The following is a 12350-nucleotide window of genomic DNA, read 5'->3' as shown; positions in this document are numbered from 1 at the left end:
GACTTGAAGCGTTTTTATTTAAAAAAAGCGGGCGGCATTGGATACATCAATGATCTAAATATTAGCAATTATTCAATAAATAAACGCAGAGTGAGTATACTAAAAGCTCTATGGTCTATGTCGAGACGTGTGTTGTGGTATTTAAATTGAGCAAGGCGAAAGTCACTTATTTATCTTGGATTTTTGTTCATATTTATTGTCTCTGTGTCACCAATCATGCTCAGGCAGGCAGTTTTGTGATTGGTGTTGAAGATATAAGTTATTATCCCTATTTTGATTTCAATTCTAACCAAACGACCTTTTCAAAAGCCATTTTTGATCAGTTTGCTAAAGAAAATGGGCACCAGATAAGCTACCTCCCTTTACCCATTAGGCAGTTTCCTAAATGGTTATACGAAGAAAATATTGATTTTAAATTTCCTGATAACGTTAGGTGGCAGGAAAGAAACAACGGACGTCAACTCAGAATACATTTTAGTGATGAGATAGTGGCTATGACTGCTGGGACACTGGTGATGCCCAAAAACAAAGATAAAGACCCCTCTTTTTTTAAGACTATCGGCACGATAACAGGCTTTCACCCCACTCTATGGGTAAAGCAGCTTGAACAAGGTAAGGTCACAATTTATGAAGACTCAAGTGCTAAAATATTGGTCAAACATCTTGTGAATGGCTTGATTGATGGTTTAGATATCGATCTTGCAGTAGCAAATGTTGGATTACAGAATCTGCATATTCAGCAGGATTTAGTGTTCAATGAAAATCTTCCTAAACAAAATTATTCGTACCAAATTTCCACGGTGAAATACCCAGAAATTATTAAACAGTTTAACCAATGGTTAGTGAAACGTCGTGACTATATTGATTCCCAGAAGATTAAATATGGAATTTTGGAGCATGAGTCACGTAAAGCGACTATCGTAAATCAATAAATGTTTCATTAATGATCAATCTAGACTATGAATTTTATGATGACTAATTCAAGGCATATTGCAACTTTGCTGACTTCCAAGGGTGCAGTTCTATGACAACAGATGTCATTCGTTTCGCTAAGCCACAAGAAGCGTTATTACTGAGTAAGTTAGCGCTGCGTTCAAAAGGCCACTGGGGTTATGACGCTGATTTTTTATTGAGTTGCAAAGAAGAGTTAACATACAATCTAAGCCAACTTTTATTGCCAACTTATTGTTTTAAATTGACTGAGTTAAACGGGCAAACTATTACAGGCTTTTTTGCGCTTAATGTTTCGGATCGTGATTCTGCAGTGCTTGAAGCCTTATTTATTGATCCAGCCTTTATTGGTCAAGGTTATGGAAAACGCTTACTTAGTGAAGCCATAGCTGTGGCAAAAGAATACAAAGCGAAAAAAATGACACTGCAAAGCGATCCTTTTGCTGAGAATTTTTATCTCGCAAATGGGGCTGTCAAAGTTGGTGAAATGGAATCTCAGAGTATTCGGGGGCGCTTTTTACCCAAACTCGAAATTTGTCTTTAGGCAAACACTCACATTACTCATGTTTCTGATAATATATGCGGTGTAATTTTTTGTTCAGGAAGTGTCATGTCAACACGCATTATCCGTATCGCAACACGTAAAAGTGCTTTAGCGTTATGGCAAGCCGAATACGTTAAAGCTGCGTTACTAAACGCCCATAAAAATCTGCAAGTCGAACTAGTACCTATGAGTACCCAAGGCGACAAGATCCTCGATACACCTTTGGCTAAAATTGGCGGCAAAGGTTTGTTTATTAAAGAACTAGAAGTGGCGATGACTGAAGGTCGTGCGGACATCGCGGTGCATTCGATGAAAGACGTGCCTGTGGCTTTCCCTGATGGGTTTGGGTTGCATGCTATTTGTGAGCGAGAAAATCCCTTTGATGCTTTTGTGTCGAATCAATTTCATTCATTGCAAGAGTTACCTCAAAATGCAGTGGTAGGTACGTCTAGTTTGAGGCGCCAATGCCAAATACGTAAAATCAGACCTGACTTAGTGATCAAAGATTTAAGGGGCAATGTGAATACCCGTTTAAGCAAGTTAGATGCGGGCGAATATGACGCCATAGTATTAGCAGCGGCTGGTTTGATACGTTTGGGTATGCAGCAACGCATTCAGTCCGAGATACCCACTGAATTGTCACTGCCAGCTGTGGGGCAGGGTGCAGTAGGCATTGAATGCCGCAATGATGACCAAGAGTTGATTGCTTTATTAGCGCCTTTGAATCACTTTGATACTGCTGTTCGTGTCAAAGCGGAACGTGCAATGAATGCTAAATTAAACGGTGGCTGCCAAGTGCCTATAGGAAGTTTTGCCGAGTTAGATGGTCAACACATCACGCTACGGGGATTGGTGGGATCAGTGGATGGTCAAGTATTGTTGCATGCCAAACATACAGACATTTTAGAGAACGCTGAAAGCTTAGGTGAACATGTCGCACAATTGTTACTTGAACAAGGTGCAGGTGAAATCCTCAGTGCTTTGCAAGCTGATTAAGTTGTGACGTTTTTACTTCTTAGACCCCAAGCAAAATGCCAAGCTAGCGCAATGACATTTAATCAAGCAAAGTTAGATGCTGTGGCTTGTGGATTAATTGATACAGTTGTGGATGAAGCTGCCATTGCTCAATTGGCGGTAAAAACTGCTGATCTACACCAAAGTATTGCAGCCGATATTTACGTCATAGTGACAAGTACAGTCGCAGCGCAGCAGTGTGTGCTGATGAAAAATCAATGGCCCAAAAGGGTCTGCTTCTTTGCAGTTGGTGCCAGTACTGGGAGTATTTTAGAAAGTGCTGGTTTTGCAGTGGTTGTGCCAAATGAGCCCAGAACAGAGGGACTGCTTAGTCTTCCAGAGCTGAATTCGGTTGTTAATAAACGCATTGTGATTATGAAAGGTTTTGGTGGTAGGGAATTGTTACACCACACTTTGGTCACCCGCGGCGCAGAAGTCGTGGAGTGGGAAGTATATAAACGCATAAGATTAGACACGCCTGTTTACACACAAGACTGGCAACAGGAGCAAATCCGTTGCATTATTGCCACAAGTGGCGAGGTTATTCAGGCTGCCTTTGACTATTTTGATACGAATTGGCTGAAGACGCTAAACTGGATAGTGGTAAGCCAACGAACCGCAGAAATTGCATCTAAACTGGGGGTATCCCAGATAAGTATTAGCCGTGATGCCAGTGATCAGGCCCTAATTCAATGCGCACAACAGTTGATTACCCGCGCACGACATCCTTCGGAGCATTAAATGGCAGATGAGAACAAATTAACCCCGTCAGATGAAGCAAAGCTGATCGCGTTGGAAAAACAATTAGCTAAAGAGAAAACGGCAGGCCCTTCTTTAAAAAAACAGCCGGTTTCTGCTGCTTCAAATCAAACTACTGAAAAGCAGTCCACCAAATATACGGCACCTGCAGATAAAGGAAGCCGCTCTAATAGTAATAGTAGTGCTACTGTCTCATCACCTAAACCAACGCCTAGTGCCAAAGGAAAAACCGGCATATTGTGGTTTTTTACTATTATCAATTTAGTACTATTGGCCGCCATCATTGGTGCCGGATACTGGGCATGGATGCAGTGGCAAGTTCAAAGCCAACAACAAATTGATGCCTTAGCTGCCCAGAAAATGAGTATGCAACAGCAGCAATCGAGTTTGCAACAACAGCGAAATAGTTTAGATCAGCAACAAAATAATATAGCGCAATCTATCGCCTCTAACGAATTGGTTAAAGGTGATTTACTGCAACAAAATCGAGCATTACAAGGTAGCTTACAAAACCTTAGTGAACAAATACAACTGACCCAAGCCCAAGCGCAGACTAATCAGCGTAATTTGGCTGATATATCGGGCCGTAGACCAGCTGATTGGCTATTGGCTGAAGCTGATTATTTAGTTCGTATAGCAGGCCGCAAACTTTGGTTAGAACATGATGTAAAAACAGCCATTATGATGCTGCAGTCTGCAGATAGCCGCATTCAAGACTTGGACGATCCAAGTTTGTTGCCTTTACGGGCTTTACTCGCAGAGGATTTACTTGCTTTACAACAAATTAATCAAGTGTCTACTAGCTCTATTGCAATAGGCTTGGGTGCCATGATTAACCAAATAGATAGTTTACCCTTAGCTTTTTTTAAAAGGCCTGAAGCTGAAGTTGTTGATGATAGCATCACAGGATCTATCAATGATTGGCGTGCTAATCTGGCCCGCAATTGGCGAGAAGCGACTAAAAACTTTTTTAGTTTTAAAAAAGTGACGACTGAAATTAAACCTTTTATGTCTGAGCAACAACAATGGCTAGCCAAAGAGCAACTTAGGTTTGCTTTATTACAGGCACAAGTGGCTGTTTTGCAAGAAAACGCAGAGCTTTACCAGCAAGCACTAAAAACCGCCTTGAGTTTATTAGTTGAATCTTTCGATACTGAAAATGAATCAGTAGTCCAGTTCACTGGAAGTTTAAGTCGGTTGCAAGTTACTGACTTTGAGAAAGACTATCCTCAACAATTTAATGTTGCGCCGCTTTTAAAAGATTTAATCGAGCAACGCTTAGACAGTCGCTTTGTTAACGGAAGCAATTAACCATGAGTCAATTAATTAGAATTTTTCTGGTTTTGGTTATCCTGCTTATTAGTGTAGTGATAGCCGCGATGATGTTTGATGATAGCGGATATGTGATGGTCGAATTCAACGGTTGGGTTGCCGAAATGAATGTCTGGTCACTTTGCCTTTCTTTGATTGCTATTTTTGTTGGCCTAATGTTGATTAATTTGTTGGTAAAAGCCTCCTTGGCTGCTGCTTCGGGCTCGAAAAACTGGTTAGGTAATTGGGGCAGTCGTAAAAAACAAAGAGCATTTACTTCAGGTTTAATCGCATTGGCAGAAACCAACTATCAGGTTGCAAGAGAAAATTTTAAGAAAATCGAAAATGAAGATTTTGATGGGATCAATCTTTTAGCCGCAGCCGATGCTGAGATCCAATTAGGTCAACTAGAACAAGCTAAGCGTTATTGGCGTATGGCTAAAACCTATGAAAAATCAGCTCTGGCAGCGAATTTATGTTTAATTCGAGATGCCTTGCAGCACTATCAATCAGATGAAGCGATTACACTGATTCAAAGCCTAAGCGAAAAACAACAAACTCAAACCGCTGTGTTAAAACTCTGGGCACAAGCACTTGGTCAGGCTGGTAAGTGGCAAGAGTTAAAAGAAAAGTTAAAAGGTTGGAGAAAAGCATTAGGTGATGACTACGAAGCACTGATGCAACAAGCATCTAAAGGTAACTTTGCCGAAATTGCGAGTAAAGAAGGTGCAGAACAGCTGAAACAGAATTGGCAATCTTTACCCAGATCAACTCGTAAGGATCCTGCACAACAAGCGGCATATATTCAGCAGCTGATTGACCAAGGTATGCATTTTGATGCCGAACAAGCTTTGCTGGAATGCCAGACTTCTTCACCTCATCCTTTGTTATTACCTTTGTTTAAACAGATTAAATTGCCTAACCCAGCAGGCTCTATTAAAAAACTAGAGACTTGGCTAAAAAAAGATGATTTGAATGTTGAATTGTTATCCACCTTAGGCCATATCGCGTTTAATGCAAACGACAAACTTTTGGCAGAAAAAGCCTTAGCTAAGGCCATTAAATTAGGTAATCGACAAGAGGATTTGGTGTTGATGTCGAGTATCAAGGAGTCCCAGGATGACCAAAAACAAGCGCTAATGTTATATAAACAAAGTATGGGCACTGAAGTAAACCAACCTAAGGTGAAGTAATTGCAGTGTAAAAAATGTAGTTTATTGGTCGCCTTATTGATTTTTTCGTGTCAATTACGTGGGGAACCATCACCCTTAAGTAATAGACCTGATTCGACAGCGGTCTTTGAGATAATAACCTTGGGCAGTACTGGTGGGATCCAAGACGGTAATCTCAGTGCTTTCTTATTGAGGACGTTATCTGAACCTAATTATATTGCCTTGGATGCAGGTACCTTGATTAATGGCATCAACGTTGCCTTAGATAACAACGCCTTTAAAGACTTGCCTCTCAAAATAGATAATAGGTTCTCCCCAACCGGAAACATTTTACAGCATCATATTAAAGGTTATTTGATTAGCCATGGCCACCTCGACCATGTGGCTGGTTTATTGATTGCCTCACCTGAAGATAATAACAAGGCTATTTATGGGCTGAAGTCAGTCAACCAAACGATGAGTGACACCTATTTCAACTGGCAGGCCTGGGCGAATTTTACCGATAGAGGCAAGCCTCCTTTTTTAAACAAATACCAAGTTATAGATTTAGTTCCTCAGCACCCAATGAACCTTAAAGAGACCAAACTAAAAGTGACAGCTTTTAGTCTCAGTCATCCGCTTGAGTCAACTGCCTTTGTGATTGAATACCAAGATAATCTGTTTGTATATTTTGGTGACACCGGTCCAGATAAGGTAGAAAAACAAGGTAAGCTTGCAAGGGTTTGGCGTTATTTAGCCACACAAATGCAAACTAAAAACCTTAGGGGCGTGGCCATAGAAGTCTCATTTGATAATAGCCAACCTGATAATTTGCTATTTGGTCACCTTACCCCAAACTGGTTATTGTCAGAACTGGATTATTTCTATTCGTTAGTGGCTAATAAGCAGCAATTTAAAGATTTAACCTTCATCATTAGCCATATTAAGTACAGCCTAAAAAGTGGTATGGATCCAAGAGTGAAAATCCAGCAAGAATTGCAACAAGGAAATACCCATGGATTTAAGTTTATACTTGCTAAACAAGGACAACTACTTATATTGTAGAAGCGATATACCATATTATTTTCAATATGTTAGCAAATACATGAAAAAATTCAGATGGAAAAACATGCTTGACGATTACAATTGTATTAAACTGCTTTGTACCGAGAAACTTAGATTATCGACGGCCGTTTCTTATATTTTCAGGGGTTATAAATGATTAGTTGTATGGACAATAAAATAAAATTATCAGCTGCGTTATTAGTTGCGGGGTTAATTTTATCTGGATGTGGCGCTAGTGGTGGTTCAACAGGAAATACTACCCCAGCAGAGGTAAATAAAGATAAGGGTTCTCTAAATAAACAAAGTTATATCGCTGAAGCCGGTTTGACACCTAGACAACGTTTTAGCAAAGCGTTAGAAAAACTTGAAAATGGTGAAGATGGACAGGCCTTAGCTGAGCTTAATGCATATCTAGAAGCGGTACCTAGAAGTAATAGTGCGAGAAATTTAGTTGCACAAATATCCACTGACTCGAGCCAATATTTCCCAGCAGAACATTTCAAAGTTAATCTAACCTCTGGCGCGAGTCTTTCTACACTTGCGAAAAAGTACTTAGGCTCAGCCTTAAAATTTTACGCTTTAGCTAAGTACAATAATATTGCCAATCCTAGCCGGGTTAACATAGGGCAAGAAATCAAAATACCTTTGACGCAACTTGCACGGACTCAACGTGATAAAGATAACGCCTTGGCCCTCGAAACTCATAGTATAGATAACGAGGAAACTGCCCTTGATTTGGCAATGGAAGAGGAAGCCAAAGAAGTAGAGGAAGCCGTTGACGTTGTTGAGGACATAGTTGAAGAAACTGAACTACCTGTTGATGAGCCAGTTTTAGCGGAAGTTATTCCTGTCGCTCCAATTGAAACGGCAGAGTCTGCATTTAGTGATTTGCAAACATTAGCGGAAAATATGGATTACGCCGCCGCAATTGAAAAACTAGCCACACTGAGTTCATTTGGTAAGCTTAATAAGGAAAGTAGAGGGCTGGCAATAGCAACCTATATCGGACGAGCAAAAGAAATTGCTGAAACCGACAATATCCTAGCTGCAACATACTTCGAAAAAGCTGGGCAGTTAAATTTACAAGAAGAAAATGCGTTTAGTGCGTTTGAAAACTTTAAAATGGCAACTGACCTAGACGATCAAAATGACCAAGCGATGGAAGAAATGTTGGTATTACAGAAAGAAATTGCTGATAAATACCATAGAGAAGCGTCATCTGCTTTTCGACGTCAAGAACTCGATCTCGCAATTCAAAAATGGGATATGGTTTTGAAGGTAAATCCTGACCATTCAAGTGCAAAACTATATAGGGCGCAGGCTTTAGAGCTCAAAGAAAAATTAAATAAACTTAATCGGAATTAGAGTCTAGTTTTTTAATTTTTAATAAGTTCTCTCTAATCTTTATGGCTCGCTGCATTAGTTGGCGAGTCTTAACATTGTTGGGTTGATATTTAAGAGACTGCTCAAAGTAATTAATCGCCTCATCTAAATTAGTTTTAAATACTTGATTGGCTAATCGTAAATACCTGTTTGCAATTAAGCTTGAGAGTTGATCTGTTTTTTTGCGTATGTTGGGTAAATTATCACCTTTAAGCGCGGCTAGGTCCAATGCTTGCTGGTAATACTCAATGGCTTCTTTTGTTTTATTCTGCTTTTGCTGACCTTCTCCTAGTTTGGAATAGGCTAGTATCCGATACTCGTTAGGCTCTAGGTGTGTAGGGTAAGAATCTTCAAATTTATCAGCTAGCTGTAATAACTCTTTGTACTTTCTATCATGTATTAACTGCTCACCTTGCTCAAGATACTTAGTGAGTTGGATTGAAATATTAGCCTCTTGTTGTGTCTCAACAAAATACTTCTTAATATTTGCAGTTTTTGAGCTGGCTTCTTGAATAGCAAATTTCCATTCAAACTTTCGTAACTCTTCCATTGCAATTTGATTATTAGGATCTAAAGCCAATATTTTTAAATAGACCTTGCGCTCTAAGGTTTCATCCGCTGATGCCTTAGCTTTGTCTAAAACAGCGAGTTGCTGAATGACTTTATCTGATATTAAAAGTTCGAGCCGCAGTATATGCTCTTTTACCATTTCATCGTTAGGATAGGCTATCTGCAAAATCTTCCATTGTGTCAGCGCTTCTGCATAACGTTGCTGGTCTTCTAAAGAGTTAGCAATTGGACTACGCTGTTCGAACAACGCGCGGCTATCTATAAAATTTGTGCTGCAAGAACTACAAAAAACTAACAGGGTTACACAGATAATACGTTCTATCATTTGAGCGCCATAGTACTAAATACATCCAAGCTTTTCTTGAAAGTGTTTAGACTATCTCCTCCATATATCATGGTTCTATGCAATAAAAATGGAGTTGAAAATGAAGGGTTACTTCCTTTATGAACTGTGACCGCAAGTTCGTAATTGTTGTGTTCTAAGAGTTCAACTACTTCTAAACTACTATTTCCATATGGATAGGCAAAATGATTAATTTCTTGTTTGGTTCTACGGGTTAATATTTTTTCTGCCCCTTCAACTTCAATTTTTAATCGTGCTAAATAGTCTTCATCTGATTCACCTAATGGCCGCGGCGATAAACTATCATGTGATTTGGAGTGGGATTGAATGTCTACCAAAGGTATTTTACTTAGGAATTTTACGTCTTGCCATTTGAGGGCTCGGCCTGCTCCTATAAAGTCTGGGTAAACAAACATTGTGGAGGGAAAATCATATTTTTTTAAAATAGGATAAGCCACTTCCAGGTAGCTCCTATAACCATCGTCTATGGTTATCACAACTGATTTTTTAGGTAGTTCTTTTTCACCCTTTAGAAAGTTGCCTAATTCACTTAGTGCTAGCACTTGATAGCCATTTGAAGCGAGATAATCCATCTGGCGTTCAAACTCAGCTCGGGTCACTACCATCTTATTTTTACTTTGATTTTCTTCGGTAAATTGGTGATAGCAGAGAACCGGTATACGTTGATAGCCATCAACAAAAACACCAGAACGGTTGATGACTCTTTTGGGAATGGCTACATAACTACCTGACTTTACAGTTGTTTGTGGGTTGTATCTTTCTAGAATTTCTGAATATTGCTGGCCACCTAAAAACTCTTCGGCTAAGGACTCATAAGTATCATTATTATCTGTCTGTAAAACGATAAAATCATCATTACTCGCAATTACTTGCCTAGGTGTTGTTGAACAGCCGAACAACAAAACGGGCAAAAAGATCAGAAATAAATACCTCAACTTTTTGCACTCTCGTCAGGATCGGCAACCGTGTCTTTTTTTATTGCATCCTCAGCTTCTACCGGCGCTTTCACTGGTTTCTTTCTAGTTCTACGTTTTACTGGTGGTTTTTTAGCTGGCGTTTGTACCTCAGTCTCTTTAGTGCTCTTCGGTGGAGCCGCTATGTCTGTCTGAGTAGCGGTGGAAGTTGAGTCTTCAGGTTTACCATCACTCACATCAGAGTCTTCATTTATAATAATTTGGCTAGAAGAAATCACTGTTTGGTCTGGGTTGACCTCTACATCAGAACTGGTTTCAGACATTTCTGGTTTCTTAACATTTTCAGTGATCTCTTTGCTGGCTTCGTTTGGCGCAGTATTGAGACCAATCTGACTGTTAGAAATGATCGTCCTGTCAGCGTCTTCATCTATCTCAGATTCAACTTCAGCTTTATTCTCAGAAACCTCTGATGGTTCTGGGTGTTGAGTTACCGCTTTTTTTGTAGCCTGGTCAGATTTATTTTTGAGATCGATTTGGCTATTGGAGATCACGGTTTCATCAGGTCCTAAATCTACCCCGGGATCCGAAACGCTCTTCTGAGCACTGTTGCTATCGGAGTGTTCGGTTTCTGCATCGGTATCTTTGGAGTTATTGTCAGTAATCCCTGTCCTATCGATACCTGTTTGCGCTAGCTCATCAGTTACTTCTGTGTATCTGTCTTGAATCGCTGCGGCCATATTATTAAAGGAATCAAATGCCTCACCAAATTCATCATTTCGAGCCAACGATATTCTGGTGTCTAAATTTCCTGCCGCAAAACCTTTCAGAGAGTCATTTAATACCTTAAATGGTCGAGCGATTAAGCCACCAAAAATAAACATAACCACAGCCACTGAAGATGTTGTGATGAGCGCTAAAATAAACATCAGCCAACCTGTAATCCTTTTAACCTCATCTAATCCATCTTGAGATAAACCTAGGATTATTTGGCCAACTTCAGTGCTTTGAAACAAAATAGGCGTTTTGATGTTAAATATATTTTTACCATCTGCTGTTTCTGTACTAGTTGTATGTACATCTTCGGTTTCACTAATAAGCACATCATTTTCATTTGGTTGGTACATCTTGCCTACCAAACTATTATCACTTGCTCCGCGAACCACTCCAGACCTGTCAGTAACGATTAAATATGAAAATGTATCTCTACTTGCGGCATCACCAATAAACGTCTCTAAGGAGATCCAATCTTCACTGAGTATTGGTATAGCCGTTTCTGTAGAAATGAATTTTGCAAACGACGCACCAGAGTCGACAGCTTGTTTAGTCATTGCCGAAGATTGCATGTTAAAAACGATATTTATGCTTATAAAAGAAACGAGACCTACAATTGCAGCAACTGACAATGTCCAGCGTATTTTTAAAGGAATATATTTGTGTTTTTTCTGCTCAGCTTGTTGATCGCTTAAGGTACTTAATTCTTTGCCCAATGCCTCTGCTAGTTTGTTTCCCGTTTGAAAGCGTTTGTCGGGAGATTTCTGTAATAACTTTTGAATTATTTGACGCACACCCGCTGGAATGTCCGGGCATAAAGTTTTTAAGGGTTCAGGTTGTTTCTGCGCAATCTGTATCATTAAAGTGGCCATATTTCCGGCATCAAACGCTTTATTGCCACTAAGCATTTCGTACATGATAGTGCCTACGGAAAATAAATCCGAACGGCCATCAACAGTATCTCCTAGAGCTTGTTCTGGTGACATGTAGCGGGGGGTGCCTAAAACAGAACCTACTTGAGTTTTTTGAGACTCTTCAGTCTCGTTCATCCTTGCTATACCAAAATCTGCGACCTTAATAGACTCACCATCTGGCATAACGATAATGTTATCAGGTTTAATATCACGATGAATGATCCCGGATTTATGGGCATAATCTAGGGATTTAGCGAGTTGTAAAGCAATAATCAGAGTTTGCTTAAGTGGCAGTTTTTTATTGTTCTTAAGGACTTCACCTAAGTCACAGCCATCTAAAAGCTCCATCATAATATAGGGAGACTTTTCTATTTTACCCACATCATAAACGGTCACAATTCCTGAGTGGGAAAGAGCTCCAGCAGCCTTAGCTTCACGTAAAAATCTAGACAAATACTCTTCATCTACACAGTGATCTTCTTTGAGTACTTTGAAAGCAACAGAGCGATTAATTTCAGGATCATATGCACGGTAGACCTTAGCCATCGCACCTTCACCGATCATTTCCTTGATCTCGTAGCGCCCAATCTTTTTATTCAATATGTTTTCTTCCATTAAGCGACCTTATTTTTTTGAGAA

Annotated in this window: 11 protein-coding genes; 8 read left to right on the top strand and 3 right to left on the bottom strand. The window is 39.7% G+C overall.

All coding sequences use genetic code 11. The features are described from left to right. The first annotated feature begins 146 nt into the window (after window positions 1–146). The 8 genes from AAC000_RS02010 to AAC000_RS01975 all read left to right on the top strand — a co-directional run bounded on the left by AAC000_RS02010 (window position 147) and on the right by AAC000_RS01975 (window position 8160). Window positions 147–932, top strand: coding sequence for a hypothetical protein (locus AAC000_RS02010; RefSeq protein WP_339719633.1), 786 nt, complete (start codon window positions 147–149; stop codon window positions 930–932). A 92-nt stretch (window positions 933–1024) separates the two neighbouring features. Continuing rightward, window positions 1025–1495, top strand: a complete 471-nt coding sequence (locus AAC000_RS02005; RefSeq protein WP_339719632.1) for a GNAT family N-acetyltransferase — start codon at window positions 1025–1027, stop codon at window positions 1493–1495. Window positions 1496–1561: 66 nt separating this feature from the next. Then, the gene (gene hemC / locus AAC000_RS02000) at window positions 1562–2491 is read left to right on the top strand and encodes a hydroxymethylbilane synthase (protein WP_339719630.1); all 930 of its coding nucleotides are present in this window, start codon (window positions 1562–1564) and stop codon (window positions 2489–2491) included. A 51-nt stretch (window positions 2492–2542) separates the two neighbouring features. Beyond that, window positions 2543–3250, top strand: coding sequence for a uroporphyrinogen-III synthase (locus tag AAC000_RS01995; protein ID WP_339719628.1), 708 nt, complete (start codon window positions 2543–2545; stop codon window positions 3248–3250). After that, window positions 3251–4579 (top strand): uroporphyrinogen-III C-methyltransferase, encoded by a 1329-nt coding sequence (locus tag AAC000_RS01990; RefSeq protein WP_339719626.1) that lies wholly within the window; start codon window positions 3251–3253, stop codon window positions 4577–4579. Between the two features lie 2 nt (window positions 4580–4581). Continuing rightward, on the top strand, window positions 4582–5772 hold the full coding sequence (locus AAC000_RS01985; protein WP_339719624.1) for a heme biosynthesis HemY N-terminal domain-containing protein: 1191 nt from the start codon (window positions 4582–4584) through the stop codon (window positions 5770–5772). Beyond that, entirely contained in the window at window positions 5773–6795 is a 1023-nt protein-coding gene (locus tag AAC000_RS01980) for a 3',5'-cyclic-nucleotide phosphodiesterase (RefSeq protein ID WP_339719622.1), read from the top strand. 153 nt (window positions 6796–6948) lie between these two features. Next, window positions 6949–8160 carry a LysM domain-containing protein gene (locus AAC000_RS01975; RefSeq protein WP_339719620.1) on the top strand — a complete coding sequence of 404 codons (1212 nt, stop codon included), beginning with the start codon at window positions 6949–6951 and terminating at the stop codon, window positions 8158–8160. Here the strand turns inward: AAC000_RS01975 and AAC000_RS01970 are convergent. From AAC000_RS01970 to AAC000_RS01960, 3 genes are read right to left on the bottom strand one after another with little or no spacing between them, the layout of a single operon-like run. Then, window positions 8147–9073, bottom strand: a complete 927-nt coding sequence (locus AAC000_RS01970; protein ID WP_339719618.1) for a hypothetical protein — start codon at window positions 9071–9073, stop codon at window positions 8147–8149. The genes AAC000_RS01975 and AAC000_RS01970 overlap by 14 nt on opposite strands. Continuing rightward, a complete protein-coding gene (locus AAC000_RS01965) occupies window positions 9070–10047 on the bottom strand; it encodes a polysaccharide deacetylase family protein (protein WP_339719616.1) in 978 nt (325 codons plus the stop codon). Before AAC000_RS01965 ends, AAC000_RS01970 begins: the two co-directional genes overlap by 4 nt. After that, window positions 10044–12326: a protein kinase gene (locus AAC000_RS01960; protein ID WP_339719614.1), complete on the bottom strand. Its 2283-nt coding sequence runs from the start codon at window positions 12324–12326 to the stop codon at window positions 10044–10046. The genes AAC000_RS01965 and AAC000_RS01960 overlap by 4 nt, the downstream gene beginning before the upstream one ends. Between the last annotated feature and the right edge of the window lie 24 nt (window positions 12327–12350).

Source organism: uncultured Paraglaciecola sp., from assembly GCF_963977085.1.
GTDB lineage: Bacteria > Pseudomonadota > Gammaproteobacteria > Enterobacterales > Alteromonadaceae > Paraglaciecola.
Note: the sequence above shows the minus strand (reverse complement) of the source record. Positions and strands in the feature narration are given on the sequence as shown.

Coding starts and splice junctions, on each gene's coding strand:
- AAC000_RS01970 (WP_339719618.1), bottom strand. CDS start 9,073: ATGATAGAACGTATTATCTGTGTAACCCTGTTAGTTTTTTGTAGTTCT.
- AAC000_RS01985 (WP_339719624.1), top strand. CDS start 4,582: ATGAGTCAATTAATTAGAATTTTTCTGGTTTTGGTTATCCTGCTTATT.
- hemC (WP_339719630.1), top strand. CDS start 1,562: ATGTCAACACGCATTATCCGTATCGCAACACGTAAAAGTGCTTTAGCG.
- AAC000_RS01960 (WP_339719614.1), bottom strand. CDS start 12,326: ATGGAAGAAAACATATTGAATAAAAAGATTGGGCGCTACGAGATCAAG.
- AAC000_RS01995 (WP_339719628.1), top strand. CDS start 2,543: ATGACATTTAATCAAGCAAAGTTAGATGCTGTGGCTTGTGGATTAATT.
- AAC000_RS01975 (WP_339719620.1), top strand. CDS start 6,949: ATGATTAGTTGTATGGACAATAAAATAAAATTATCAGCTGCGTTATTA.
- AAC000_RS02005 (WP_339719632.1), top strand. CDS start 1,025: ATGACAACAGATGTCATTCGTTTCGCTAAGCCACAAGAAGCGTTATTA.
- AAC000_RS01990 (WP_339719626.1), top strand. CDS start 3,251: ATGGCAGATGAGAACAAATTAACCCCGTCAGATGAAGCAAAGCTGATC.